Below are 25719 nucleotides of genomic sequence, written 5' to 3'. Positions count from 1 at the left end.
CTGAAAACGGAGCTCATCGTGATCAAGAGAGAACTATTCCAGCAGGAACACGAGGCCTTCCGCGACACCGTGCGGCGCTTCATCGACAAGGAGATCGCACCGCACCACGCCGACTGGGAAAGAGATGGCGTCGTGCCGCGCGAGCTGTGGCGCAAGGCGGGCGAGGCGGGCCTCTTGTGCTGCACGATTCCCGAGGAGTACGGCGGCCTTGGTGCCGACTACCTGTTCGACGTGGTGGTGTTCGAGGAGATCGGCGCTGCCGGTTACACCGGCCCAGGCTTCCTGATCCATTGCGACCTGGTCGCCACCTACATCAAGTCCTTCGGCACCGAGGCGCAGAAGAAGCACTGGTTGCCGAAGATGGTGGCGGGAGAGGCCATCGGCTCACTGGGCATGACCGAGCCACACGCCGGCTCCGACCTCAAGGCCATCCGCACCAAGGCCGTTCGCGACGGCGACGACTACCTGATCAACGGGCAAAAGGTCTTCATTTCCAACGGCCAGATGTGCGATGTGCTCGTGCTCGCCACCAAGACCGATTCGGCGGCCGGCGCCAAGGGCATTACGCTGTTCCTGGTCGACACCAGCCTGCCGGGCTTCCGCCGCGGCAAGAACCTCGACAAGCTGGGCATGAAGGCACAGGACACCTCCGAACTGTTCTTCGACGACCTGCGCGTGCCGGCCTCCGCGATGCTGGGCGAGGAGGGCAAGGGCTTCGAACTGATGATGACCAAGCTCGCGCAGGAACGGCTTGCCCAGGCGATCCGTTCGGCGGCGGTGGCCGAGCGGGTGATCGAGTACACGGTCCAGTACACCGGCGAGCGCAAGGCCTTCGGCAGGACCATCGGCGACTTCCAGAACACCCAGTTCAAGCTGGCGGAGCTCGCCACCGACACGGCCGTGGGCCGCCAGTTCACCGACAAGTGCATCCAGCTTTTCATGGAAGGCAGGCTCGACCCCATCGATGCCGCGATGGCCAAGATGTTCCTGAGCAACCTGCACTGCCGCGTGGTCGACGAGTGCCTGCAGCTCTTCGGCGGCTGGGGCTATATGTGGGAATACCCGATTGCCCGCGCCTACGCCGATGCCCGTATCGTCAAGATTGCCGGCGGCTCGATCGAGATCATGAAACACATCATTGGGCGCAACCTCTTTGCCGGCTTCCGGCCGCGCCACGGCGAACGCGAAGGCGTGGTCGGCGTGAATCCGACCTGACAGGAGACATGCAAGTGACGGACGCCATTTCGAACGACCCCTTCCGGCCCGACGTGCTGAGCGGCAAGCGCATCCTCATCACCGGCGGCGGCACGGGTCTGGGCAAGGAGCTGGCGCGCGCCTTCGTCGCACACGGTGCGGCCGTGCACGTGTGCGGCAGGCGGCAAGGCGTGCTCGACGAGGCCGTGGCCGAGCTCGCCGGTTTCGCAGCGCATGGCGGCTCGATCGCATCGCATGTCTGCGATGTGCGCGACGCTTCGCAGATCGACGCCATGGTCGAGAGGATCTGGCAGGGCGGTGCGCTGACCGGCCTGGTCAACAACGCCGCGGCGAACTTCATTGCGCCGTCCACCGAGATCAGTCCGCGCGGCTTCGAGGCCGTTCGCTCGACCGTGATGGACGGCGCGCTCCATTCCACCCTGGCCTGCGGCCGGCGCTGGATCGCGCAGGGCCTGCCCGGCTCGGTGGTCAGCATGCTCGTGACCTGGGTATGGACCGGCTCGGCCTACGTGCTCCCTTCGGTGATGGCCAAGACCGCCGTGCATGCGATGACGATGTCGCTCGCGGTCGAGTGGGGGCGCCACCGCATCCGCGTGAACGCTGTGGCGCCGGGGCCGTTCCCGACCGAAAGTGCGTGGGAGAAGCTGGCGCCGATCCCGAAGGCGAATGTGGGCGCCGCATCGTCCGAGCAGGTGCCGATGGGGCGCTTCGGCAGGATGAGCGAGCTGCAGCACCTGCTGACCTTCCTGCAGGCCGACGGCTGCGAATACCTCACCGGGCAGAACATCGCCATCGACGGCGGCCATCACCTGGCCGCGCCCAGCACCTTTGCGGAGCTTGGCAAGCTCACGCCGGAAGACTGGGCCGAGGCCAAGGCGCTGGTGCGCGGCCGGGCCGAGGCCGAGAAGGCCCAGCGAAGCACCGGCGGCGCAGCATCATGAGCTTTGCGATCCTCCGGTGGGCCGGCCTGTTGGCCATCGGGCTCGCGCTGTCCACGCAGGCTGCTGCGCAGAAGTTTCCCTCCCGGCCGATCACGCTGCTCGCGCCCGCCGCGCCGGGCGGATCCACCGATGCGGTGTGTCGCGCGCTGGCTGATGCCGTCTCGCGCCAGCTCGGAACGCCGGTGGTGGTGGAGAACCGGCCCGGCGCCGGCGGCGCGTTGGCCACCGTTTCCCTGGCTTCCGCCAAGCCCGACGGCTACACCGCGGTGTTGATGCCGCTGGCGGTCTTTCGCATCGCCTTCATGCAGAAGACCAGCTTCGACCCCTTGCGCGACATCGCGTACGTCGTCGGGCTGGGTGGCTTCGTTTTCGGCGTGGCGGTGCCGGCTGACGCGCCGTACCGGACGCTTAGCGACTTGCTGGCCTACGGCAAGAGCCACCCGGGCGCGTTGAGCTACGGCCATTCCGGCATCGGCACCACGCCTCATCTGGCGATGGAGGAGCTCGCTGCGAAGTCCGGCGTTCCGCTCACGGCGGTCGCCTACAAAGGGTCGATCGAGGCCTTGGGCGCACTGCTCGGCAAGCAGGTATCGATGATGGCTGGCACCACGGAGTTCGCACCGCATGTGGAGGCCGGAAAACTGCGCGTGCTGGCCACGATGGGCGCCCAGCGCGCCAAGGCCTTTCCCGACGTGCCGACGCTGCGCGAGGCCGGCGTGGACATTGTCAACGAGTCGCCCTTCGGCATCGGCGTGCCGCGCGGCACCGACCCGGCAGTGGTCAAAATCCTGCACGATGCCTTCAAGGCCGCGCTGGAAGATCCGAAAGTGCTGGCCGCCTTCGACCGCTACATGCTGCCGGTGATCTACATGAACTCGCAGGACTATGAGGCCTTTGCGCGGCGCACCGTCACGACCGAGCGCGAGATGCTCGGACGCCTCGGCCTGCTGCGCAAGGACTGAGCGGCCATGGGTCCGACGGACTTGCGTCGATGCGCGGCGCGTGCGCCCGATCACCCGGCCGTGGTGTGCGGTGATGCACGGCTTTCCTATGCCGAGCTGGAGGCGATGGCGAACCGGTATGCACGTGTGCTTGCGGATAAGGGTCTGCGTCGCGGCGATCACGTCGCCAGCCTGATTGGCAACCGGCTGGAGGCGCTGGCCCTGGCCTGGGGCGCGTACCGCTGCGGTCTTTATCTCACACCGATGCCGACAACGCTGGCCGTGGGCGAGGCGGCGTACATGGTCCGGAATGCCGAAGCCCGGCTCGTGGTCTTGGATGCGAGCCTCGGCGAACCGGCCGCACGGCTGGCCGATACGGTGGCGGGCGATGTCGAATGGCTTTCGATCGGCGGCGCGATCGCGAATTGCCAATCCCTCGAATCGTTGGCCGAGGCGCAGCCGCCCACAGCGCGAGACCACGAGCCGCCCGGCGCATTGATGGTCTACACCTCCGGCACCACGGGCGCGCCCAAGGGGGTGTGGCGGCCGCTGCCGCCGGAGGACTTCCAGGGCACACCGGCCTTCGCCGCCGACCTGCTGAAGCTGTTCGGCCTGGGCGAGCCGGGCGTGCGCTACCTCTCGACCGCGCCGCTCTACCACGCTGCGCCGCTGCGCTTCGCGCTGGCGGTGACGGCCGCGGGCGGCACGGTGCACGTGATGGAGCGCTTCGATGCCGCACTTGCCCTCGACATGCTCGAGCGCGAGGCCATCACGCACAGCCAGTGGGTGCCCGCCATGTTCCAGCGCATGCTGGCGTTGCCCGACTCGCGGCGCCGGGCGTTCTCGAGCCCTTCGCATCGTGTGGCCGTGCATGGCGCGGCGCCTTGCAGCGCGGCGCTCAAACGCCGGATGATCGCTTGGTGGGGGCCGATCCTGCTTGAGTACTACTCGGGCAGCGAAGGCGTGGGGCTCACGCTGATCGATTCGCAGGAGTCGTTGCGCAAGCCGGGTTCGGTGGGGCGATGCCACAAGGGCGAGATCCATGTGCTCGGCACCGATGGGCGCGAACTCCCGGCCGGCGAGACCGGCGTCATCCATTTCTCCGGGACCACGCCCTTCGCGTACTTCAATGAAGCTGCGAAGACTGCGGCGCGAACCAGCCCGCAGGGTTGGCAGACCTTCGGCGACGTCGGCCATGTCGATGCCGATGGCTACCTCTATCTCACCGACCGCCAGGACGACATGATCATTTCGGGCGGCGTGAACATCTACCCGCAGGAGATCGAGCAAGCCATCCTCGAGGTCCCTGGCGTGTGGGAGTGCGCGGTGATCGGGATGAGCGACGAGCGCTTCGGCGAGCGTCCGATCGCCTTTGTCGTTCCCGACCGCAGCCGTTTGGCTGACCCGAAAGGGCTGGTGGCGGAGGTCGAGGCGCACAACCGCGAATGCCTGGGCAAGTTCAAGCAGCCGTCCGAAATCCGCATCGTCGAGCAGCTGCCGCGCTCGCCCACCGGCAAGCTTTTGCGACGGGTGCTGCGCGACGGGCTTTCTACTCCGCCTGCACGCTGAGCGGCATTCCCGGCAGCTGGAGCCCGGCATCGTCCTTGTCGAGCGGTGTGGGCGGCCCGATCTTGAACACGCCGCTGGCGCGCAGTACCGGCGTGCCGTCGACCGTGAGCAGGCCTTGGGAGAACAGCAGGTTGCGCGTGGTGCGCAGGATGTCGGCGCGTCCCTCGACCCAGTCGCCGAGCTTCGCGCCCGCCAGATAGTCGATCTGCAGGCTGATGGTCGGCAGGAAGCGGCGGCCGAGCGGGGTCTGGTACTGGGCGGCGGTCGACAGCAGGATGTCGGCCACTGTCGCCAACATGCCGCCGTGACAGGCATTCATCGGATTGACGTGGGGTGGGCCGACGCGAAAGCCGACGAGCAGATGGCCGCCGTGCCAGCGCGCGTGCAGGGGGCCGTTTCGGCTGGCGAAGTGGCCGCCGATGCTCACGGGTTCGAAGCCTTCGGGGAGCTCGTCCATGTTCTTCTTCAAAGTCGGTTGCGAATCGCGCGCCAGGCTTCTTCCAGCCCGGCACGATGTTCCGGTGCCGCGATGGCGATCAGGGCTTCGGCGCGGTCGTCCAGCCCGAGCTCGCGCACCTGCGCCACGCCATGCTCGGTGACGAAGACATCGGCCATGTGGCGCGGCAGGGTGCACAGGCCCTGCGCGCCGAGCGAGGGCACGATGCGCGACAGCGTGCCGCGCTTCGCGGTGGCCGCCATGCAGATCAGCAGGCGGCCGCCGGGCGAGCGCAACGCGCCATGGGCGAACACGGGAAGGCCGCCGGATCCGGCCTGGAGCGCACCATCGTTGCGCTCGGCGTTGACCTGGCCGAACAGGTCGACCTCCACCGCCGAGTTGATGGCGACGAAGCGCGGAAGCGCCGCGAGGCCTGTCGGATCGTGCGTGCTTCGCACGTCGGCGAAGCGGATGTTCGGATGGCGGCCGGCCCATTCGTAGAGTGAGGCGTTGCCGAGCGCAACGCCGGTCGTGATCGGCGCATCGGGATCGAGCGCCCCCGCTTCGTCGAGCGCGCGCGCCGCCTGCGACACCATGCCCGTATGCAGCCCGAGCCTGCGGTGCGAGGTGAGCGAGCCGGCCAGCGCCAGGGGGACGGAGCCGATGCCGAACTGCAATGTGTCGCCGTCGCGCACCAGCTCGGCGGCCAGGCGGCCGATCCGCAGCTCTGTCTCGCTGCCGCCCGCGGCCTCCGAGAAGGTGGTCAACGGGATGTCGGCCTCGATCGCGGCATCGAGTTCAGACAGATGAACGCGGAATGCGCTGCCGGTGCGAGGCATCGAGGAATTGAGCTGAGCCACGCGCCGCTTCGCGCGCGCCCAGGCGATGGGCAGGAAATCGCTGCACACGCCGGCGCTGCACCAGCCCTCCGCGTCGGGCGGGCTGAAGTGGCCGATGGCGAGATCGAAGGGCGGGCACTGCTGCAGGTGCCGTGCGATGCCGGGGTAGTCCAGGCTCAGCAGCTCTGCGCGGCGTTCACGCAACCCTTGCCGAACGGAGGGCGACATGAAGAAGGCCGTCTGCTGCGCCTCGGGGTGGAGGCCCAGGTAGTCCGCGCTGCCGATGCCGGGAAACTGCACGCCGACAAATCGGACGCCGCGCGCGCGCTCGGGATCTTGTGCCAGTTCGCGCAGCAGCAGCGTGGGCTCGCCGCACAGCCCCGGGACGAAGACCCGGGCACCGGGCTGCAGGTGGTCGGCGAGGCGCTTCATGGGGCGACGCGCACCGATGCGCTTCCCGTGATCAACTGGCGGCCCTCGTCGTTGCGCGCATCGAGCGCATAGCTGGCGACGCCGTCTTTCGCGCCCTGGAGGGTGCCGGTCAGCACGATGCGCTGGCCGCGCAGCGCGATGTTGAGGAAGCGGCTTTCGAGCGAACGAAGCGCGTTCGGCCCGAAATGGCTCGTCATCAGGCGGGCGGCCATCGCCATGGTCAGCATGCCATGAACCACCGGGCGATCGAAGCCCGCGGCGCGTGCCGTGTCCTCGTCCAGGTGCAGCGGGTTGTGGTCCGACGATGCCGCGGCATACAGCGCCAGGTCCACTGCGGTGATCGGCCCGCATTCGAGGCGGATCTGTTCGGGTGGCTGGGCTGCGGAACCGTTCATGCTGCCTGCTCCGTCGACGCGAGCCCGTTGCGCGTCACGATCGTCTGGCAACTGCTGGCGACCGTGATGCCGTCGCGCCGGTACTGCGTGTCGATCACGATGAAGCTCAGCGCACCGTCGCGCTTGTCGTAGGTGTCGCGGATCCGGCGGCTGATCTCGATCCGCTCGCCCACATGCAGCGGCAGATGGTAGTCGAAGCTTTGCGCCGCATGCAGCACGGTGCGCAGCGGCACGCCGAGCCGCTCCATCAGGATGGCGCTGCTGAAGTGCTCTGTCTCGATCGCCTTGAGAAAGGTGGGCGGCACCGGGCAGGCCTTGTATCCGGCCTTGGCTGCGACTTCCGCATCCCAGTACACGGCGTCTCGTTCGCCGATGGCCTGGCAAAAGAGCCTGACGCGCCAGACATCGATGGTGACCGAGCTCGGCGGGGTGCTGAAGCCGATGTGCTTGCGGTCTATCACGGATAGGCCTTTGCGAGCTTCTGTTCAAGGGCCGGCCACGCGTCTGCAGCCGGGCCGCTCAGGCACGCCGTCAGGCGGCTCCGCTGCTGCCAGAGGTGCGTGAACGGGCCGCCGCTGAATGCGGGTGCGATGCCGGCGGTGCAGGCCGCAACATCCAAGAGCTCGGGATCTGTCACATCGCCGTCGGCGAAGAGTTGCATCGCAGCCAGCGACTGCGCATCCAGCGCAGGGCCGCCGGTGCGTGCATCGCCCGCCGCCGCGAGTTGGAGCAGGGCGCTCTTGTTGCCACGGCTGCGGCAGGGAAGGGCGCCCAGGCGCGCGGCGACGGCGGCGAGCGCTTGCGCCGTGGCATCGTCTTTCGCCACGATCTCGAGCACGCGACCGTAAGGGCCGGTTGGCGAGAGCACTGCGGCGGCTTCGTCAAAGGGCTGTGCGGCCTTGGCGTCGTCGAGCGTGCGCAAGGCGACGCGGTGGTTGCAACCCTGGGTGTCGGTGATGGACGCGGTGTCGGGGGGCAGCGTCGCATCGCTCGCTTGCACGAGCTTCGACGCGCCGACTGCCTCTTGCCACGCCCGGCGTGTGGCGGACAGCGGCCCGAGCAGAATGCGCTCGATGCGAAGCTCGCGTGGCGCAGCCATTTCGCGGTCCGCTCGCTGGCGGTTCAGGAACAGCGTGCGCACCATGTTGCCGGCGACCGGATCGAACATCAGCCGCAGGAACTGCCGCATCTCGATGTTGGTGGCCTCGGCAAGTGGCTTGCGCGCGCCGAGCAGGACGCTGTCGATGATCGCGCCGTGGGCTGGGTAGCGGTCGAAATCGGCATCCGACACGCCGTGCGCGCGGGCGACACGACGCGTCTCTTCCTGTGAATGCGCAGGCACGTCGGTCTGGGCGTGATCGGGGAACTTGGACGCGTTGTCGGGCGCCCGACCCAGCAGGCCGAGCGCGAGCAAGCGCGCCTCGGCCAGCAGGTCTTGCGGTGCCACCACGCCGTCGAAGATCTTCATTTCGGCCGCACGCCTCGGCGAGACGGCGCGGCCGGTCAGCAGCATCGACATGCCTTCCTCGAAGCCGACGAAGCGCGGCAGCCGTTGCGTCCCGCCCGCGCCCGGCAGCAAGCCCCAGCGCACCTCGGGCAGGCCGATGAGGGCGCGCGGGTCGTCGGCCACGAGCCGCGCCCGGCAGGCCATGGCCAGTTCGAGGCCGCCGCCGAGCGCCGTGCCGTTGACGGCCGCCACCCACGGCTTGGCCGATTCCTCGACCCGAAGGAACAGGCGCCCGAGCCGTCCGCAGCGCTCGAACATCACGTCCGGCGTGTCGTCCGGCCCGGGCTCGGTGAAGCCGCGCACCATCACGAGGTCGGCCCCAGCCAGAAAGGACGACTTGCCCGAGGTGATCACGACGCTGCGCACGTTGGGCGTCGCGTTCACGTCGTCGATGAGCGCCTCGAGCGCATCCATCAACGCGAACGAAAACACGTTCATCGTCCGCTCGGGCATGTCGATCGTGGCCAGCAGAACCCCGTCGTCGCCCAACTCGCTGCGAATCAGCATCGGCAACCTCCGCGGCCGGTCAGCCGGCGTACTTCTTGAAGTCGGGCTTGCGCTTCTCGTTGAATGCGCGCACGCCCTCCCTGGATTCCTCGCTCTGGTAGTAGTGTTTGACAGCCTGGATGCCGAGGAAGCCGATGCCGCGGATGTTCTCGCTGTCGGCGTTGAAGGAGCGCTTGGCGATGGTCAGCGCCGTCGGGCTCATCTCGTTGATCTCCCTGCACCACTGGTCGACCTCGGCGTCGAGCTGCTCATGCGGCACGACCTTGTTGACCAGGCCCATGTCGCAGGCCTCCTGCGCCGTGTAGCGGCGGCACAGGAACCAGATCTCGCGCGCCTTCTTCTCTCCGACGATGCGCGAGAGGTAAGCGGTGCCCCAGCCCGGGTCGACCGAACCGACCTTGGGGCCGACTTGGCCGAATGTGGCCTTCTCGGAAGCGATGGTCAGATCGCACATGGTGGCGAAGACGTTGCCGCCGCCGATGGCGAAGCCCTGCACCTTGGCGACGGTGACCTTGCGCACGTCGCGCAGCGCGGTCTGAAATTCCTCGATCGGCATGCCCACGGTGCCGCGCGGCCCGTAGAGGCCGTCCTCGCTCAGGTGAACCTTCTGGTCGCCACCGGTGCAAAAGGCCTTGTCGCCTGCGCCGGCGAAGACGATCACATTTGCAGTTTTCTCTTCACCGCCGCGCTGGAAGGCGTCGATCAGCTCTTCCAGCGTCTGCAGCCGGAAAGCGTTATAGACCTCGGGTCGGTTGATGGTGATGCGCACCACGCCGTCGCGAAGCTCGTAGAGGATGTCCTTGTATTCCTTGTTCATCGCCTGGTCTCCTTAGCCGTGCATGGTGAGACCGCCCGAGACGCTGATGGTCTGGCCGGTCATGAAAGCCGCATCGTCGCTCGCGAGGAAGGCGACGAGGCCGGGGTAGTCCTCGGGCACGCCGATGCGGCCCAGCGGAACGCCGCGCACCATGGCGTCGCGGATCTTCTGACCCTGCTCGCCGGTGCCGACGAATGCTTCCATGGCCGGGGTGTCGGTCGGGCCGGGGCAGACGTTGTTGATGGTGACGTTGCTGCGCGCCAGCTCGCGCGCCAGCGCCTTGGCGAAGGCGATGGTTGCGCCCTTGCAGCCGGAATAGACGACCTCGCCGCTGGAGCCGACGCGGCCCGCGTCGGAGGCGATGTTGACGATACGGCCGGACTTTCGTGCTGCCATGCCCTGCGCCACCGCATGCGTCACGTGCAGCGGGCCGAACCAGTTGATCGCGACCACCTTCTTCCAGAAAGCCTCGTCGGTCTTGAGGAAGGGCATCGGCGTGTCCCAGCCGGCGTTGTTCACCAGGATGTCGGTGCCCGCGCCCGTCGATGCCTCGAAGGCCTGGACCGCGGCGACCACGGCCGCGTAGTCGGTGATGTCGGCCACGGCGACGACGGCCTTGCCGCCGGCGGCCTCGATCGCGGCGACGGTTTCGCCCGCGCCCTTCTCGCTGACGTCAAACACGCCGACCGTGACGCCCTCGGCCGCCAGCCGCAGTGCGATGGCGCGGCCGATGCCGCTGCCGGCGCCGGTCACGATGGCGGTCTTTCCCTTGAGTCCTCTCATGCGCGTTGTCTCCTAGAGATGTGGATGGTGAAGTTGGAGTGAGCTGCCTCAGGCGCCGCAGCGCCCCACGATGGCCACGGCGCTCACGTTCTGGTGGGGATGGCCGCCGAGGTTCTGCGTGAGTCCCAGGTCGACGCGTTTCAGCTGGCGTTCGCCCGCCCGTCCGTGGATCTGCTGGTAGATCTCATAGACCATCCGCAGCCCCGACGCCCCGACCGGATGACCGAAGCACTTGAGCCCGCCATCGGCCTGCACCGGCAGTTTTCCGTTCAAGTCGAACACGCCGTCCAGCACGTCGTGGATCACGCGGCCCGGTGCGCTGAAGCCCAGGTCTTCCATCAGCACCGCCTCGGTGATGGAGAAGCAGTCGTGCACCTCCGCCAGGTGGATCTGCTCGCGCGGCGCGGTGATGCCGGCGCTGCGGTAGGCGCGCTCGCCGGCCGTGCGTGCGGTCGCGATGTGCGCGCCGTCCCAGTTGTTGAATGCCGACTCCTCGCCGTTGCTGACCGAGATCTCCACCGCCTTGATGCTCACGACTTCCGCATCGGGCCTGAGGCGCCGCGCGATCTCCGGCGTGGTGAGGATGGCGCAGGCCGCGCCGTCGCTGACGCCGCAGCAGTCGAAGAGGCCGAGCGGCTCGGCGATCATCGGCGCCTTGAGCACGTCGTCCTCGGTGATGCGATTGCGCAGGTGCGCCTTCGGATTGAGCGCGCCGTTGGCGTGGCTCTTGACCGAGATGTGCGCCATCGCGCGCTTGAGCTCGCGCTTGTTGACGCCGTGCTTGGCCGCATAAGCCGCCGCCAGCTGGGCGAAGGCACCCGGCGCGGTGGCGTTGGGCAGCCACAGGTCGTTGCTGACGCCGCGCGTGCGTACCGGCAGGCCGCCGTAGCCGGTGTCCTTGAGTTTCTCGACGCCGAGCGCGAGCACGATGTCATAGGCGCCGGCGGCCACCGCATAGGCCGCGCCGCGCAGCGCTTCGGTGCCGGTGGCGCAGGCATTCTCGACGCGGGTGGCGGCGATGCGCGGCAGGCGAAGCGCCTGGGCCAGCGGGCCGGCGGTCTTGCCGACGTTGTTCTCCTCGAGACACACGCCGAGCCATGCGGCTTCGATCTGAGCGACCTCGATGCCCGCATCGGCCATCGCCTCGTTGAAGGCTTCGAGCATCAGGTCTTCGGGGCCGCTGTCCCAGCGCTCGCCGAAGCGCGAGCAGCCCATGCCCAGGATGGCGACCTTGTCGCGGATGCCTTCAGCCATGGGGTGCTCCTTGTGCGGCTTGGCGAACCGGCGTCGCCTTCCAGAAGTAGCGCCGGAAACCGCGCTTGGCGTCGAAATCCTTCACGCGGAACACCATGCGCAGCGGGAGGCCGACGCTCAGTTCGTCGGCGTCGGTGTCCGCGAACTCCATCAGCACGCGGCCACCGCCATCGAAGTCGACGTGGCCGAACTGGAATGGCGGCGCCGGCGTATAGGCCAGCCAGTCGCTGGTGTGCGAGAGCACGCGGGCGACGGTGTCGGCCAGGCTCGTGGCTTCTTGCGTGTCCTGCGCACGGCAAGCCGGGTTGACGCACAGGCGCGAGAACGGGAACTGCACGGTGCCGCAGGCCGAACACTTGCCGCCCTCGAAGTGGGCGATGTGTGCGCCTTCGCGCCAGGCCGCGGTCAGAACCGATTTGTTGTCCATCTCCGCGCGCATGCCCCATTCGAGCGCGATCTGGCCGGTGAACGAGAGGTACTTCATGTAGCTGGTCTCGGACCGGCCCTCGTCGGGCTCAGCGCCGGGGCAGGGCAAGGCCGTGCGTCGCAGCAGCAGCGCATCGCAGCCGCTGCCGAAGGCGACGGCCAGGATCAGCTCGCCTGGCGCGGCCGCGCGCAGCGCGGTGTCGAGCATCGCGAGCGGCTGCGCGCCGCCGAGGTCGCCGGCGGATTCGGCATGGGTCGTCACCAGCGCCTCGGGCCGGATGCCGACGCGCTTGGCGACGGCTTCGTTGATGCGGGGCAGGGGTGCGGGGAGCACGAAGCGTGCGATCTCGGCGGCCGTGGTGCCGGCCTTCGTCAGGCACTGGCGGATCGCGTCGACGGCGATCTTCATGTAGCCCTCGTCACGCACCCACCGCTCTTCCCATCCGTAGTCGTGGTCGTTGCCGGCCTCCCGGAAGTGATCGACCAGATCGGCATGCGCGCCATGGTGGGCGACGAAGGTCGCGATCGCGGGTCCATGGCCAACCAGCACGCCGGCGGCGCCGTCGCCGAAGATCATCTCCTGCGCGCTCGCGGGCCGCGGTGTGCGGCGCTCGGCGGCCAGCAGCAAGCGCGTGGCGGGAAGCCCTTCGGCCAATGCCGAGGCCAGTTCGGTCGTCGCCGCGCGCGGGCTGGAGGCCAGGTCGCGCAGGACCACGTCGCTCGGCAGCCCGAGTGCGGTCGCTACCACGCCGGCGTTCAGGCGGTCGGCAAAAGGCAGGGTGGTGGAGACCAGCGTCAGTTGGGACGGTGGCTGCGAAGGCAGCGAGGCCAGCAACTGGCGCGCCGCCTCGACGCTCATGGTGATGCTGTCCTCATCCCACGAGGCCATGGCGCGATGCCCCCGCGCATGCGCCTTCAGACCGGCGGCCATCCAGCGGTGCTGGGCGAAAAGCTCGGCCCGATCGAGCCGCAGCCGCGGCAGGTAGCGGGTAGTGGCGAGCACGCCGAATTCGTTCGTCGGAGGGACCATGAAAACGTTGCCTGGCTGGTCTTGCGAAATATCGTGATGTGATTGATGATACGCTAGCGAACGATATTCGGGCAAGCCAATTCTGGCGTAGGTGATCCGGGTTTTCCCCGGGGCGCGCAGGTGGCGTTTTCCAAGAGGAGACAGATGATGCGATTCAATTCGGGAGCAAGCGAATGACCAGGTTGCTCGAGGGCAAGGTGGCATTGGTGACAGGCGGTGGCCGTGGCGTGGGACGCGGCATTGCGCTGGCATTGGCCGAGGCGGGTGCGAGCGTGGTGGTGAACGATCTCGGCGCGGGGCTCGACGGCAGGCCGGAGGCGGAACAGCCGGCGCTGGAGGTTGTGTCCGCCATCCAGGCGGTGGGCGGGAAGGCCATCGCGGACGGGGGCTCCGTCGCCGATTGGAATGCCGCCCACAACATGGTGAAGGCGGCGGTCGATACTTTCGGCCGTATCGACATCGTGATCAACAACGCCGGCATCCTGCGCGACGCGATCTTCCACCGCATGAGCGAGCAGGAGTTCGACGACGTGATCGCCGTGCACCTGAAGGGCTGCTTCAACGTGAGCCGTGCAGCAGCGACTCATTTCAAAGCGCAGGGCAGCGGCAGCTTCGTGCACATGACCTCCACTTCGGGCCTGATCGGCAACTTCGGTCAGGCCAACTACAGCGCCGCCAAGCTGGGCATCGCAGCGCTGTCGAAATCGATCGCCATGGACATGCAGAAGTTCGGCGTGCGTTCGAACGCGGTGGCGCCCTTCGCGTGGACACGCATGATCGATTCGATTCCCGACGAGACGCCCGAGCAGAAGAAGCGGGTCGATTCACTCAAGAAACTGGTCCCCGAACGCGTCGCGCCTTTCGTGGTGGGCCTGTGTGCCGATGCGGCGAGCGATGTCACGGGCCAGATCTTCGGCGTGCGCAATAACGAGATCTATCTTTTCAGCCAGCCGCGGCCGGTGCGCAATGCGCATCGCTCAGAGGGCTGGACGCCGGAAAGCGTGATCGAAACGGCGTTGCCGATGCTGCGCGCGGGCTTCTTTCCACTGGACCGCTCAGGGGATGTATTCACCTGGGACCCCGTCTGAGCTGTGTGCGGCGCGAAATCAGGGTAATCCCAGTAGGTACTCATATAGATCGTACGCTACTGTACTAGTTATTCCGGGGGACTAGATCATGCGATTCGAGACAACGCTCACACCTTCTCGAGCCGCCGCCATGCGGGCGCATGGTTGGTGGACGGACAAGACCATCAACGACTGTTTCAGGGACGCGGTCCAGGCTTTTCCGGACAAGGTTGCGCTTGTGGCCCACGTTCAGGGCGCCGGAGCTGCGCGTCGCATCAGCTATCGCGAGCTGGACGATCTCGCGGCGAGGGCGGCGGGTTCGTTGCGTTCGATCGGAATCGGGCCGGGGGACGTCGTCTCTATGCAGCTCCCGAATGTCTGGGAGTTCGTTGTCGTTGCGCTTGCCGCGTCGCGCATTGGCTCGGTGGTGAACCCCCTGATGCCGATCCTGCGGGAGCGCGAGCTGGGCTACATGCTCGACTTCTGCGAAGCGAAGGTCCTGATCGTGCCGGCACGCTATCGAGGGCATGACCATGCGGCCATGGCACGCGGCCTTGTGCCGCAGCTTTCCCATCTGAAGCGACTGGTGGTGGTGGGAGAGAGCGGCGCCGATGGGTTCGACACGGTATTGCTAGGCAGCGGTACGCCGGCTCCGGAGGCCAGCCCCTTGCAACCCGACGATGTGACGCTGCTCATGTTCAGTTCGGGGACGACCGGCGCGCCCAAAGGCGTGATGCACACCTCCAACACCTTGCTCTCCACCTTGCTGACTTCCATCGAGGATCTGCATCTGACGCCGAACGACGTGGTGCTGGCTGCATCGCCGGTCGGCCACCTGATGGGCTATGCCTACCTCACGATGATGCCGCTCATGCTGGGCGCCACCATCGTGCTGATGGACGTGTGGGAGCCGCTCGCGGCGCTGGAGTTGACGCGCAGCGAGCAGGTGAGCTACAGCTCTGCCGCGACGCCGTTCCTGAACGATCTCGTGGTTGCCGTGGAGGCCGGCGATCCGGGTGCGACCAGCTTTCGCCTTTTCGGCTGCGCCGGTGCGCCGGTACCGCCGGTGCTGATCGAGCGCGCCGCCAAGGCCATGAACCTGACGGTGTGCTCGATCTGGGGCATGACGGAAGTCGTGGCCGGTACCTTGACCGAGGTCGAGCGCTCGCGCGAACTGTCGGCGCTAGCCGATGGCCGGGCAGTGCGCGGCAACGAGACCAAGGTGGTCGACGAGAGTGGCGCGCCTGCAGCAATTGGCGTGACCGGCCGCCTGCTCTTCCGGGGCAGTTCACTGTTCGTGGGCCATCTCAAACGGCCGGATCTGAACGCGCTCGACGCCGAAGGCTGGTTCGACACGGGTGACCTGGCCTACCTGCTGAACGACGAGGGCTACATCCGGATCAACGGCCGCAGCAAGGACATCATCATCCGCGGCGGCGAGAACGTCCCCGTGGTCGAGATCGAAGGCCTCCTGCTTCGCCATCCGGCCATTGCGGCTGCAGCCATCGTCGGCTACCCGGACGAGCGCCTCGGGGAACGGGCGTGCGCGTTCGTCGTGACCAAGCCGGGCCAGGTTTTCGACATGAACGAATTGACCCGCTACATGGCGTCGTCGCAGACGGCCAAGCAGTACTGGCCGGAGAAGGTGGTGCTGTGCGGAGAGTTGCCCAGGACCGCCACCGGCAAGGTGCAGAAGTTCAAGCTGCGCGAGCTGGCGGCTTCCGTCGATGGCGTTGCGGCGGTTCATTGAACCCGAGGAGACACTTCCCATGGTCCTGACCGACGATCAAAAGGCCTTGCAGGAGACTGCCCGGCGCTTCGCGCGCCAGCGTCTGCTTCCGGATTATCAGAAGCGCGAGAAGATCGGCGTGCTCGATCGCGACCTGATCGCCGAAATGGGCCGCCTGGGCCTTCTCGGCGCCGATCTGCCTGAAGAGCTCGGTGGGCTTGGCGCCGACGCGGTCACCACCGGCCTGATCGCCGAAGAACTGGCGTATGGCGACTTCAATGTCAGTGCCGTGCCCGTGGGCATTTCGCTCAATGCTGCGATCCTGATGCGCCATGCGCAGCCCGAGCTCGTTCAGGAGTGGGTGCCGCGCATGACGCGCGGCGAGGCGGTGGTGGCGATCTGCCTAACCGAGCCGCGCGGCGGTTCCGACGCCAGCAACCTGCAACTGAAGGCGCGGCGCGACGGCGACCACTATGTCCTCAACGGCGAGAAGACCTCGATCACCTTTGCCGACTGCGCCGATGCCTATCTGATCTTCGCCCGCACCGGTCGGCCGGAAGAGGGCGCCAAGGGGGTCACGGCCTTCTTCGTTCCTGCCAGCGCGAAAGGCATCTCGCGCACCCGCTTCGATGACGTCGGCAGCATCATCATCGGCCGCGGATCCGTGTTCTTCGACGATGTGCGCGTGCCTGCAAGTCACATGCTCGGCGACGAGGGGAAGGGCTTCACGCAGGTGATGCAAGGCTTCGACTACAGCCGGGCGCTGATCGGATTGCAGTGCTGTGGCGCCGCGCAGGCCTCGCTCGACGAGGCTTGGGCCTATGCGAAGGAACGCGAGGCCTTCGGCCGGCCGATCGGCCAGTTCCAGGGGGTCAGTTTCCCGCTCGCGGAAGGCGAGTCGCAGATCGCTGCGGTGCGCCAGCTGTGCTACCACGCGCTGGCGCTGCGCGACGCGGGCCAGCCGCACACCTCGGAGGCGGCGATGTGCAAATGGATGGGGCCGCGCAATGCCTTCGACGTCATCCACCAATGCCTGCTGACCTTCGGTCACTATGGCTGGAGCAAGGACCTGCCGCATCAGCAGCGCATGCGCGACGTGATGGGCCTGGAGATCGGCGACGGCACCGCCGGCATCATGAAGCTCATCATTGCCCGCGAGCGCATCGGGCGCGCGGCCGTCCAATATTGAAGCGGAGGATCGACATGCCCTATCAGTCCGTGTTTCGCGCCGGCTTGTTTGCCGGCCGGATCGTCATCGTGACCGGCGGCGGCAGCGGTATTGGCCGCTGCACCGCGCACGAGCTCGCATCGCTGGGTGCAACGGTTGCCATCTGGGGCCGCACGGCGGAGAAGCTCGAGGCCGTGCGAGGGGAAATCGAGGCGGACGGGGGCCGGTGCAGTACGCACGTCTGCGACATCCGGGATGAAACCCAGGTCATAGCTTCCATCGACGCCGTGCTGGCGCAGCATGGCCGCATCGATGGCCTGGTGAACAACGCAGGCGGGCAGTACCGGGCGCCGATGGAGACCCTTTCGACCAAAGGCTTCGAAGCTGTGGTGCGAAACAACCTGACCGGCGGTTTCATCGTGATGCGCGAGGCCTACCTGCGCTGGATGAAGGCGCACGGCGGCGCGATCGTCAACATCATCGCCGACATCTGGCACGGTTGGCCCGACTACGCGCACTCGGGCGCGGCGCGCGGCGGCATGCTCACGCTCAGCGAAACGGCGGCCTGCGAGTGGGCCGCGTCGGGCGTGCGCGTGAACACGGTGGCGCCTGGCGGCATCGCATCCAGCGGCTTCGACACCTACACGCCCGAAGCCAAGGCGAAGATCCGCGAGTACCCGCCCACCGTGCCGCTGCAGCGCTACGGCACCGAAGCCGAGCTGTCGGCCGCCATCGTCTTTCTTCTTTCGCCCGCGGCGGCATACATCACAGGCTCCTGCGTCCGTGTGGACGGCGGAACACCCAACGCACGCGGGACCTGGAAGCTGCAGGCGCACCAGAACAGCCAGCCCTTCGAAGGCTTCCACCGGGCCCGGATGCCGGAAATGCTGCAAGCGCAGAAAGAGACGGAACCATGAGCACGATCGGCGACGAATCCGCGCTCGCAGAACGGATCGCGCACTACCTCGCGCAGCAGGTGGGATCTGCCGTTCAAGTGGGGACGGTCCGGCGATTTCCGGTCGGCTTCTCGTGGCTGACTTTCTCGGTTCCCGTGACCGGTCTTCCCGACCATGAAGACACGCAAGAGCTGATCCTGCGGCTCGGACCGGACTACGGCCTCTTCGCCCCCTACAGCGCTGGGCCGCAGGTGCAGGCCATGCGCTCGCTGGAGGGCAGCGCCGTGCCGTTGCCGCGCGCCTACTGGAGCAGCGACGATCCGGCCATTCTCGGGGCGCCGTTCCTGTTCTGCGAGAAGGTGGCGGGGGAGACCGTGGTGCCGTGGGTTTCCGCCGGTCAACCCGGACTGGAGGAGGGCTATCGCAGGCAATTGGCAGAGCAGTTCATCGATGTGCTGGCCGCCCTGCACCGCGTGCCATGGCAGGACAAGCCGATCGCTGCGACGGCGCGGGGCATCACGCCCGCAACTGCTGCCCGGGTGAACGTCGAGTACTGGGAAACACAGATCGACCGCTGGGCGATGCGCCCTTATCCGCTGGTCGATTGGGGCATCCGCTGGCTGAAGGCGCACTGCCCGGTGGCGCCGCATGTGGCGATCGTGCACGGCGACTACCGGACCGGAAACTTTCTCGAACAGAACGGGCGCATCACCTCGATCCTCGACTGGGAACTCGTGCATCTGGGCGACCCACATGAAGACCTGGGCTGGGCCAGCCTGCCGATGTACATGGGCGGCAGCAAGCTGATCAGCCGGCTGGCCGAGCCCGACTGGTTCTATGCGCGCTACGGCGAGAAGGCCGGCTTCGATGTCTCGATGGCGTCGGTGCGCTACTACCAGGCGCTGTCGCTGCTCAAGCTCGCCGCCACGCACATGGCGGCTGCGCGCTGCTTCGAGGAAGGGCGCTTCAACGACATGCGCATGCCGGCGATGGGCAGCCAGATCGCTACCTGCTTGCGCCAGATGGAAAAGACGATCGAGGCCGCTTCATGAACAACTCCTTCGTACGCCTGATCGATGGCATGTGCGCGACCTTGCGCGGCGAAGTGCTGACCCGGCTGGATGACGACTTCGCGCGCGGGCAGGTCTTCGGCGTCATCAACCTGCTCAACACCTTCAAGGTTCGCGCGGACTGGTCGACGAACTTCCTGTGGGCTCAGGTCGATGCGCAGCGTCACACCTTCGCCCGGATCGGCGCGTTGCTGCAAGAGAGCGGCACGGTGACCGCGCCGACGTTGCCGATCGACGAAGTCCCGCAACCGATCACACCCACCGAGCTCGCATCCCTTCGCGATGGCGGGAATCGCGCAATCGTGGAACTGCTGGCATGGCTCGCCGCCGAGCGTGAGAGCCTGGAACCGACGCTCGTGGCCGACGTCGAGCAACTAGCCCGCGCTTGCATGCGCACCGAACTCGATCTCGAGCTCAAGTATTCGCCGAGGCCGATGTTTGCGGAGATGTCCAGCGGCGTAGAGGTGCAGGCAAAGCCATGAGCGATTCCGAACCTGGAGAACCCGAATGACAACGAATCTCTCTTCGCTGCGACTCGACATCGAAAACGGCCTCGCGACGGTGACGCTAACCCAGCCCGCGCGCGGCAACCCGATCGACGGCGATTTCACGCGAGACTTCAAGGAAGTCTTTCTCGAACTCTGGGACACGCAGGGCCTGCGCGCTGTGCTGTTGCGCGCGGAGGGCTCGAATTTCAGCTTCGGCGGCGATCTCAAGACCTTTCATCCGGTTCGCCATGCGCTGCCTGCAATGGTGCGGCGGCTGACCAGCGATTTTCATGTGGGACTCTCGCGCGCCTGGCAGCTGCCGGTGCCGATCGTGGCCGAGGTGCAGGGCTGGGCCATGGGCGGCGCGGTGGGTTTGCTGGCCGGGTGCGACGTGGTGGTGGCGGCCGAGTCGGCGCGCTTCGGCTCGGCGTTCTCCCACCTCGGCTTCAGCTGTGACTCCGGCTCCAGCGTCACGCTGACGTTTCGTATGGGAGCGGCGCGCGCACGACGCTTCGTGCTCATGGGAGAGGTCCTGTCCAGCGCTGAAGCGTTGGCTGCGGGCTTGGCCGACCAGGTCGTGCCCGATGCGCAGCTCACGGATTCGGCCCGTGAGATCGCTGTGCGCCTGGCCACTGGGCCGACCCTGGCCTATGGCGAAATCAAGCGGCTCTTCCTGCGTGCGGGTCATGCGCAGCTGGAGGCACAGCTGGAGGACGAGGCGCTGACGCTGGCGCGTATCTCGGCCACGGAGGATGCCCAGGAGGGCGTGGCGGCGATGTTCGAGCGGCGCAAGGCGTCCTTTCGGGGACGCTGACATGCATCAGAACCTGCTCGTGGAACATCCGATCGCCGGCGTCGCGATCCTGCGCTTCAATCGGCCTGACAAGCTCAATGCCTTGTCGCTCGCGCTGCGGGCTGAATTGCTGGAGGCAGTCGATATGCTGGAGGCCGACGCCGATGTCCGGGTGCTGGTGCTCACGGGGACTGGTCGCGCGTTCAGCTGCGGACTCGACCTCGATGAATGGGGTGCCGACGGTCTGCCCGCGGCGGCGGGCGCGTATGAAGCCGATGCGGTGACTGCGCTGGCGCGCTTCAGCGGCCCGGTCATTGGTGCGGTCAACGGCTTCGCGATCACCGGCGGGCTGGAGATCGCACTCGCATGCGATGTTTTGATCGCCTCGAGCGAAGCGTGCTTCGCCGATACGCACGTGCAGGTCGGACTGCTGCCGGGCTGGGGAGGCTCGGTCCGGCTCGCGCGCCGCGTGGGACTGCACCGGGCGAAGGAGCTCGCCTTCTCGGGGCGCTTCTTCGATGCGAACGAAGCATACAGCTGGGGAATGGTGAACCAGGTTGTACCGGCCGCGCAGTTGCTGCCGACCGCGGTGACGCTGGCCACCCTGATGCTCAGCGGCGTGCCTGAGACTCTCAAGCTTTACAAGCGCCTGCTGGAGCAGGAGGACGAGCGCTCGCTGCCGGACGCGTTGATCCTGGAGCGCGAGGCCTCTGTTTCCAACAACACGGGTGTGACGCGTGCGCAAATCGAGGAGCGCCGCTTGGCGATGCGGAAGATTTCAATGATGACGTTGAAGGCTTCAGGAGCGTCTTTGCCAGGGGAGACTTTGTCGAAGGGCATGGGTTGTTGATTGATGGGTCGGCGAACTTCCACGCAGGATCGAGGTGAACTCGCGGGCATTTTGTCGAGAGGTTCATCGGTCGGGCCGAAGGCCTGGTCGACCGTCTCAGTTCCTCTGGGCCAACTGCTCCAGAATCGCCGGGTTCTCTAGCGTCGACGTGTCCTGCGTGATGGTTTCGCCCTTGGCGACGGAGCGCAGCAGCCTGCGCATGATCTTGCCGCTGCGCGTCTTCGGCAGGTTGTCGCCGAAGCGGATGTCCTTGGGCTTGGCGATTGGGCCGATCTCCCTGGCGACCCAGTTGCGCAGTTCATTGGCGATTTTCTTCGCCTCCTCGCCGCTCGGGCGGGGACCCTTCAGCACGACAAAGGCACAGATCGCCTCGCCCGTGGTTTCGTCGGGGCGGCCGACCACCGCGGCTTCCGCCACCAGATCGGTGCAAGACACCAGCGCAGATTCGATCTCCATCGTGCCCATCCGATGCCCCGAGACGTTGAGCACATCGTCGATGCGGCCGGTGATCGTGAAGTAACCCGTCGTTGCATCGCGGATGGCGCCATCGCCAGCGAGGTAGTAGCCCTTGAGCTCCGGCGGGTAGTAGCTCGCCTTGAAGCGCTCCGGGTCGCCCCAGATCGTGCGGATCATGCTTGGCCAGGGCTTCTTGACCACCAGGATGCCTCCCTGGCCGTTGGGCACGTCGGTGCTCGTCTCGTCGACGATTGCCGCGGCAATGCCCGGGAAGGGCAGGGTGCAGGAGCCCGGGACCAGCGGCGTCGCGCCCGGCAGCGGCGTGATCATGTGGCCGCCGGTCTCGGTCTGCCAGAACGTGTCGACGATCGGGCAGCGGCCGCCGCCGATGTGCTGGTGGAACCACTCCCAGGCAGCGGGATTGATCGGCTCACCGACCGAGCCCAGGATGCGCAGGCTCGACAGGTCGTAGCGCTTCGGATGCACCGCCTCGTCAGCCTCAGCTGCCTTGATCAGCGAGCGGATGGCAGTGGGCGCGGTGTAGAACACGCTGACCTTGTGGTCCTGGATCATCTTCCAGAAGCGGCCTGCGTCGGGATAGGTGGGCACGCCCTCGAACACGACCTCGGTTGCGCCCAGCGCGAGCGGGCCGTAGGCGATGTAGGTGTGGCCAGTGACCCAGCCGATGTCGGCGGTGCACCAGAACACATTGTCGTCCTTCAGGTCGAAGGTCCACTTCGTGGTCAACGCCGCGTGCAGCAGGTACCCGCCGCTGGAATGCTGCACGCCCTTGGGCTTGCCGGTCGAGCCTGAGGTGTACAGCACGAACAGGGGATGCTCGGCACCCACCCATTCGGGTTCGCAGGTCTCGGCCCGGTCTTTCATTTCCTCGTGCAGCCAGCGGTCGCGCGCGGGGTTCCAGCCGATCGGGCCGCCGGTGCGCTGGTAGACGAGGACATCCTTCACGCTCTCGCAGCCACCCAGGGCGATGGCGTCGTCGACGATCGCCTTGAGCGGCAGTTGTTTGCCGCCGCGCAGCTGCTCGTCGGCGGTGATGACCATCACTGCGCCGACATCCTGGATGCGGTCGCGCAGGCTCTGCGCCGAGAAGCCGCCGAAGACCACCGAATGCGTGGCCCCGATGCGCGCGCAGGCCTGCATCGCGACCACCCCCTCGATGCTCATCGACATGTAAATGACCACGCGGTCGCCCTTCTTGACGCCGCGCGCCTTCAGCGCATTGGCCATGCGGCAGGTGCGCGCCAGCAGCTCGCGGTAGCTGACGCGCGTCACCTGCCCGTCGTCGGCCTCGAAGATGATCGCCGTCTTGTCGCCCAGGCCGCGCTCGACCTGACGATCGAGGCAGTTGTACGAGACGTTCAGCGTGCCATCCTCGAACCATTCAAAGAACGGCGCCCGGCTGTCGTCGAGCCCCTTCGTGAACGGCGTCTTCCAGATCAGGAACTCGCGCGCGAGGCGCGACCAGTAGGCGCTGTGATCGGCATCGGCCTCGGCCACCAGCTTGTCGTAGGCCGCTATGCCGGGCACATGGGCGTCCTTCATATCTGGGACTGGAATCGGATGGGTCCTTGTTTCTTTCTCGTTCACGGTAGATCTCCTGTGTAACCTTGAGCTAAGACGTCCAACGGACGGGGTCGATTCATCGGTCCGCATGGCTGTTCAGCCAGGCTGCAACCGCTGCAGCACTGCGAAAGTCGTCGCAGGCGCGAGCCGGGACGGTGGGCCAGCGCTGATTCCACATGCGCGACAGCGCCTGGCCCGCACCTATTTCCAGCACGCAACGCACCTGCCTGGCCATAACGTTCTCCATGCATTCGTCCCAACGAACCGTTCGAGCGATCTGGGCGGCCAGCGCAGCCCTGGCCGAACTTGCATCCCGGATGCGGTCCGCCGCGTTGCTGAACAACGCGACTTGCGGCGCGCGGAAGGGCACATCCGCCAGCGTGCGCGAGAAACTCTCTGCCGCGTCGCGCATCCAGGACGTGTGCGATGCCACATTGACCCGCAAGCGCGTGCACTGCGCGCCGGCGGCCAGGGCCATGCGTTCGGCGTTTTCCAACGCGACCAGCGGGCCGCCGAGGATCACGTTCGGGCCGCCATTGCGGATGGCGAGCTCAAGGCCGGCCTCGACGCGCAGCCGCTCGAGCTCCGGCTCGGAAATACCGCTGACGGCGAGGAGCCCGCCGGGCACGCAAGCAGCGCACCGATCCATGGCCTCGGCCCGCAGGGGCGCCAGGGCCGCAGCCGTGGCGGGCTCGATCACGCCGGCCGCACTGAAGGCCGCCAACTCGCCGACGCTGTAACCGGCCACTGCCGCCGGCGACGAAATGAGTGGCGCCAATTGACCCCAGGCCGCCAAGGCGAGGCCCGTCAGCAGCGTCTGCGCGTTGTCGTTGCGCTCTGCCCAGACAGGTTCCGCGAGGGCGCGCCGCCAGTCGTCGACGCCGAGGCGCGCGCACGTGTCGCGCACGTGTTCATCGTCCGCCAACCAGGGCAGCATCGCAGGATGCTGGGTTCCCTGGCCGGAAAAAACCAGAGCAAAGCTCATTGGCTTGAACACACGCGAGTGATCCAGCAGGCCGCGGCGAGCGTGTCTGCCGCGCCACCGGGCGACAGTCGCCTCGCGACAAAGGCTTTTGCAATGGCTCTCGCCTCCTGAATGCCGTCCGGCCGCGCAATGCCCCCTCGATCCAGAAAGCCGCGCGCAGCACGCTGGGCGTGGCGCAGGCCGTCGAGGCCGCCGCGGTGCGCGAGATTGCTGTCGTCCAGGACCGCCATGATGTGGAACAAGGTGTCGAGCCGAGCCTGTTGCGACGTCAGGCCGCGGGCCAGCGCGGCCCTCAGCGCGGGTAGCGCCGTCTCGAACAGCACCGGGAACGCCAGCGCCGCCTCTTCGGACGCGCTGCGCAGGCCGTGACGGCGTGCGGCGATGCCCCCGGGCAGGGTGGGTGGGCGTCGGCTGCGCGTGGCCAGGGCATCGCCCCAGTCCCGGCGCAACGCATCACGCAGTTGAAGTGGATGCAATGCGCCGCCGTGCTCACGCAGGGCGGCGCCCGCCGCGGCGCACAGCAGGCCGAGCATGAAGATCGCGCCGCGATGCGTGTTGATGCCACCGGTGGCGGCGAGCATGCGTGCTTCCGCGGCAATACCGTACCGCTCCAGCAGGGCGAAATCTGCGCCGCCGAAGCCGCCTTCGGCGATCTGGGCGAAGTAGCGGCGCAGCGCGAACAGGCTGCGCATGAAGGTGTGCGCGTCCATGTCTTCGTGGCTGCCGCAGTCGATCAATGTCACCAGTCCGGGCTTGGGTGTCAGCGACAGCTCGTCATACAGCGCAAGCGTGGCCGCGCGCCCGATCGCCGCGGGCGTGAGCCGCGGATCCGGTTGCAATGAAAGCGCAACGGTCGTCATTCGTCCAACTCCGGCAATGCGACACGTTGGCACCATGCGGTGTCGCGCTGCAGGGTCACGCCGTCCATTCGCTTGACCATCACCGCCCGCGTGCGTCCGGCGCGCCATGCGGCCCATTCGCGCCACGCCACTGCCGCGCCGTCGCCGAACACGAGCTCGCCGTCCAGCCGGGGCCGTGTGGTGCTGAAGGACTGGAGCGCACGCGTCACAGCATCCCCGTGCGCCGCTCCGTCGACCGCCAAACACATGTCGAGATCGGAGTCCGGCCGCACGTGATCGAGACCGCTGATCGCTTGCCAGCCGTAGCTTCCGAAGACGCGCGCTGCCGCATGGCACGCGTCGAGCTCGTCACCAAGATCGCTCACCGCGCGTCGCGCCGACGGCGGCAGCAGCCCTTGGATTTCGGCAAGGCGCGGGAACTCGTCAAGGCCAAGCACCGCAGCGCGCGACACCTGCAGCGCCAGCCGACGCTTTTCCCAACGCTCAGGCGACGGCAGACCCAGTGCGATCCATCCGTTGGCGGCGGCGTCGATTGACTGACGTGTCACCACCAGCGGCAGTCGATGCGTCGCCCAATGCGTCAGGCAGTCGCGCGCATGCCTGTCCCAGGGCCGGGCGAGGACGGCGGACCACCCAGCCTCCGAGAGCCGGGCGAGTTGGTGGCGGCGCAGGAAGACCATG

General features: G+C 67.3%; 25 protein-coding genes. 12 read left to right on the top strand and 13 right to left on the bottom strand.

Annotated features, from left to right (window positions below):
* Nucleotides 1–18: 18 nt before the first annotated feature.
* From ACSQ9A_RS33225 to ACSQ9A_RS33210, 4 genes are read left to right on the top strand one after another with little or no spacing between them, the layout of a single operon-like run.
* Nucleotides 19–1215 carry an acyl-CoA dehydrogenase family protein gene (locus tag ACSQ9A_RS33225; protein WP_436307057.1) on the top strand — a complete coding sequence of 399 codons (1197 nt, stop codon included), beginning with the start codon at nucleotides 19–21 and terminating at the stop codon, nucleotides 1213–1215.
* Between the two features lie 8 nt (nucleotides 1216–1223).
* Nucleotides 1224–2156: an SDR family oxidoreductase gene (locus tag ACSQ9A_RS33220; RefSeq protein ID WP_436307056.1), complete on the top strand. Its 933-nt coding sequence runs from the start codon at nucleotides 1224–1226 to the stop codon at nucleotides 2154–2156.
* On the top strand, nucleotides 2153–3118 hold the full coding sequence (locus tag ACSQ9A_RS33215) for a Bug family tripartite tricarboxylate transporter substrate binding protein (protein WP_436307055.1): 966 nt from the start codon (nucleotides 2153–2155) through the stop codon (nucleotides 3116–3118). Before ACSQ9A_RS33220 ends, ACSQ9A_RS33215 begins: the two co-directional genes overlap by 4 nt.
* A 6-nt stretch (nucleotides 3119–3124) precedes the next feature.
* Complete coding sequence (locus tag ACSQ9A_RS33210; RefSeq protein WP_436307054.1) at nucleotides 3125–4666, top strand: AMP-binding protein; 1542 nt, start codon at nucleotides 3125–3127, stop codon at nucleotides 4664–4666.
* Here ACSQ9A_RS33210 and ACSQ9A_RS33205 read toward each other — a convergent pair.
* Genes ACSQ9A_RS33205 through ACSQ9A_RS33165 form a run of 9 tightly spaced genes read right to left on the bottom strand, consistent with a single transcriptional unit; the run spans nucleotide 4647 to nucleotide 13092 of the window.
* A complete protein-coding gene (locus ACSQ9A_RS33205) occupies nucleotides 4647–5123 on the bottom strand; it encodes a PaaI family thioesterase (protein ID WP_436307053.1) in 477 nt (158 codons plus the stop codon). The two genes, ACSQ9A_RS33210 and ACSQ9A_RS33205, sit on opposite strands and share 20 nt — an antisense overlap.
* An 8-nt stretch (nucleotides 5124–5131) precedes the next feature.
* On the bottom strand, nucleotides 5132–6373 hold the full coding sequence (locus tag ACSQ9A_RS33200) for an acetyl-CoA hydrolase/transferase family protein (protein ID WP_436307052.1): 1242 nt from the start codon (nucleotides 6371–6373) through the stop codon (nucleotides 5132–5134).
* A complete protein-coding gene (locus tag ACSQ9A_RS33195) occupies nucleotides 6370–6768 on the bottom strand; it encodes a MaoC family dehydratase (protein ID WP_436307051.1) in 399 nt (132 codons plus the stop codon). The genes ACSQ9A_RS33200 and ACSQ9A_RS33195 overlap by 4 nt, the downstream gene beginning before the upstream one ends.
* Nucleotides 6765–7229, bottom strand: coding sequence for an FAS1-like dehydratase domain-containing protein (locus tag ACSQ9A_RS33190; RefSeq protein WP_436307050.1), 465 nt, complete (start codon nucleotides 7227–7229; stop codon nucleotides 6765–6767). Before ACSQ9A_RS33190 ends, ACSQ9A_RS33195 begins: the two co-directional genes overlap by 4 nt.
* The gene (locus ACSQ9A_RS33185) at nucleotides 7226–8782 is read right to left on the bottom strand and encodes an enoyl-CoA hydratase/isomerase family protein (RefSeq protein ID WP_436307049.1); all 1557 of its coding nucleotides are present in this window, start codon (nucleotides 8780–8782) and stop codon (nucleotides 7226–7228) included. Before ACSQ9A_RS33185 ends, ACSQ9A_RS33190 begins: the two co-directional genes overlap by 4 nt.
* Nucleotides 8783–8801: 19 nt before the next feature.
* Nucleotides 8802–9599, bottom strand: coding sequence for an enoyl-CoA hydratase-related protein (locus ACSQ9A_RS33180; RefSeq protein WP_436307048.1), 798 nt, complete (start codon nucleotides 9597–9599; stop codon nucleotides 8802–8804).
* Between the two features lie 12 nt (nucleotides 9600–9611).
* Nucleotides 9612–10382 carry an SDR family oxidoreductase gene (locus tag ACSQ9A_RS33175; RefSeq protein WP_436307047.1) on the bottom strand — a complete coding sequence of 257 codons (771 nt, stop codon included), beginning with the start codon at nucleotides 10380–10382 and terminating at the stop codon, nucleotides 9612–9614.
* Between the two features lie 48 nt (nucleotides 10383–10430).
* Complete coding sequence (locus ACSQ9A_RS33170) at nucleotides 10431–11636, bottom strand: acetyl-CoA acetyltransferase (protein ID WP_436307046.1); 1206 nt, start codon at nucleotides 11634–11636, stop codon at nucleotides 10431–10433.
* Complete coding sequence (locus tag ACSQ9A_RS33165) at nucleotides 11629–13092, bottom strand: 3-oxoacyl-[acyl-carrier-protein] synthase III C-terminal domain-containing protein (RefSeq protein ID WP_436307045.1); 1464 nt, start codon at nucleotides 13090–13092, stop codon at nucleotides 11629–11631. Before ACSQ9A_RS33165 ends, ACSQ9A_RS33170 begins: the two co-directional genes overlap by 8 nt.
* Nucleotides 13093–13274: 182 nt before the next feature.
* Here ACSQ9A_RS33165 and ACSQ9A_RS33160 point away from each other — a divergent pair, with 182 nt between their 5' ends.
* From ACSQ9A_RS33160 to ACSQ9A_RS33125, 8 genes are all read left to right on the top strand, one after another.
* Entirely contained in the window at nucleotides 13275–14180 is a 906-nt protein-coding gene (locus ACSQ9A_RS33160) for an SDR family NAD(P)-dependent oxidoreductase (RefSeq protein WP_436307750.1), read from the top strand.
* 130 nt (nucleotides 14181–14310) lie between these two features.
* On the top strand, nucleotides 14311–15909 hold the full coding sequence (locus tag ACSQ9A_RS33155) for an AMP-binding protein (RefSeq protein WP_436307044.1): 1599 nt from the start codon (nucleotides 14311–14313) through the stop codon (nucleotides 15907–15909).
* 19 nt (nucleotides 15910–15928) lie between these two features.
* Nucleotides 15929–17077: an acyl-CoA dehydrogenase family protein gene (locus tag ACSQ9A_RS33150; RefSeq protein WP_436307043.1), complete on the top strand. Its 1149-nt coding sequence runs from the start codon at nucleotides 15929–15931 to the stop codon at nucleotides 17075–17077.
* A gap of 14 nt (nucleotides 17078–17091) precedes the next feature.
* Nucleotides 17092–17973, top strand: a complete 882-nt coding sequence (locus ACSQ9A_RS33145; RefSeq protein WP_436307042.1) for an SDR family oxidoreductase — start codon at nucleotides 17092–17094, stop codon at nucleotides 17971–17973.
* Nucleotides 17970–19004, top strand: coding sequence for a phosphotransferase family protein (locus ACSQ9A_RS33140; RefSeq protein WP_436307041.1), 1035 nt, complete (start codon nucleotides 17970–17972; stop codon nucleotides 19002–19004). Before ACSQ9A_RS33145 ends, ACSQ9A_RS33140 begins: the two co-directional genes overlap by 4 nt.
* A complete protein-coding gene (locus ACSQ9A_RS33135; RefSeq protein ID WP_436307040.1) occupies nucleotides 19001–19504 on the top strand; it encodes a hypothetical protein in 504 nt (167 codons plus the stop codon). Before ACSQ9A_RS33140 ends, ACSQ9A_RS33135 begins: the two co-directional genes overlap by 4 nt.
* A 25-nt stretch (nucleotides 19505–19529) precedes the next feature.
* Entirely contained in the window at nucleotides 19530–20324 is a 795-nt protein-coding gene (locus tag ACSQ9A_RS33130) for an enoyl-CoA hydratase/isomerase family protein (protein WP_436307039.1), read from the top strand.
* Between the two features lies 1 nt (nucleotide 20325).
* Nucleotides 20326–21153 (top strand): enoyl-CoA hydratase, encoded by an 828-nt coding sequence (locus tag ACSQ9A_RS33125; protein ID WP_436307038.1) that lies wholly within the window; start codon nucleotides 20326–20328, stop codon nucleotides 21151–21153.
* A 96-nt stretch (nucleotides 21154–21249) separates the two neighbouring features.
* Here the strand turns inward: ACSQ9A_RS33125 and acs are convergent, their stop codons facing one another.
* The 4 genes from acs to mdcG all read right to left on the bottom strand — a co-directional run bounded on the left by acs (nucleotide 21250) and on the right by mdcG (nucleotide 25718).
* Complete coding sequence (gene acs / locus ACSQ9A_RS33120) at nucleotides 21250–23172, bottom strand: acetate--CoA ligase (RefSeq protein ID WP_436307749.1); 1923 nt, start codon at nucleotides 23170–23172, stop codon at nucleotides 21250–21252.
* Nucleotides 23173–23269: 97 nt separating this feature from the next.
* Complete coding sequence (locus ACSQ9A_RS33115) at nucleotides 23270–24178, bottom strand: acyltransferase domain-containing protein (RefSeq protein WP_436307037.1); 909 nt, start codon at nucleotides 24176–24178, stop codon at nucleotides 23270–23272.
* The gene (gene mdcB / locus ACSQ9A_RS33110) at nucleotides 24175–25038 is read right to left on the bottom strand and encodes a triphosphoribosyl-dephospho-CoA synthase MdcB (RefSeq protein ID WP_436307036.1); all 864 of its coding nucleotides are present in this window, start codon (nucleotides 25036–25038) and stop codon (nucleotides 24175–24177) included. The genes ACSQ9A_RS33115 and mdcB overlap by 4 nt, the downstream gene beginning before the upstream one ends.
* Complete coding sequence (gene mdcG / locus ACSQ9A_RS33105; RefSeq protein WP_436307035.1) at nucleotides 25035–25718, bottom strand: malonate decarboxylase holo-[acyl-carrier-protein] synthase; 684 nt, start codon at nucleotides 25716–25718, stop codon at nucleotides 25035–25037. The genes mdcB and mdcG overlap by 4 nt, the downstream gene beginning before the upstream one ends.
* Between the last annotated feature and the right edge of the window lies 1 nt (nucleotide 25719).

Origin of the sequence: Variovorax sp. LjRoot290, from assembly GCF_964253985.1 — a bacterium.
GTDB lineage: Bacteria > Pseudomonadota > Gammaproteobacteria > Burkholderiales > Burkholderiaceae_C > Variovorax.
Note: the sequence above shows the minus strand (reverse complement) of the source record. Positions and strands in the feature narration are given on the sequence as shown.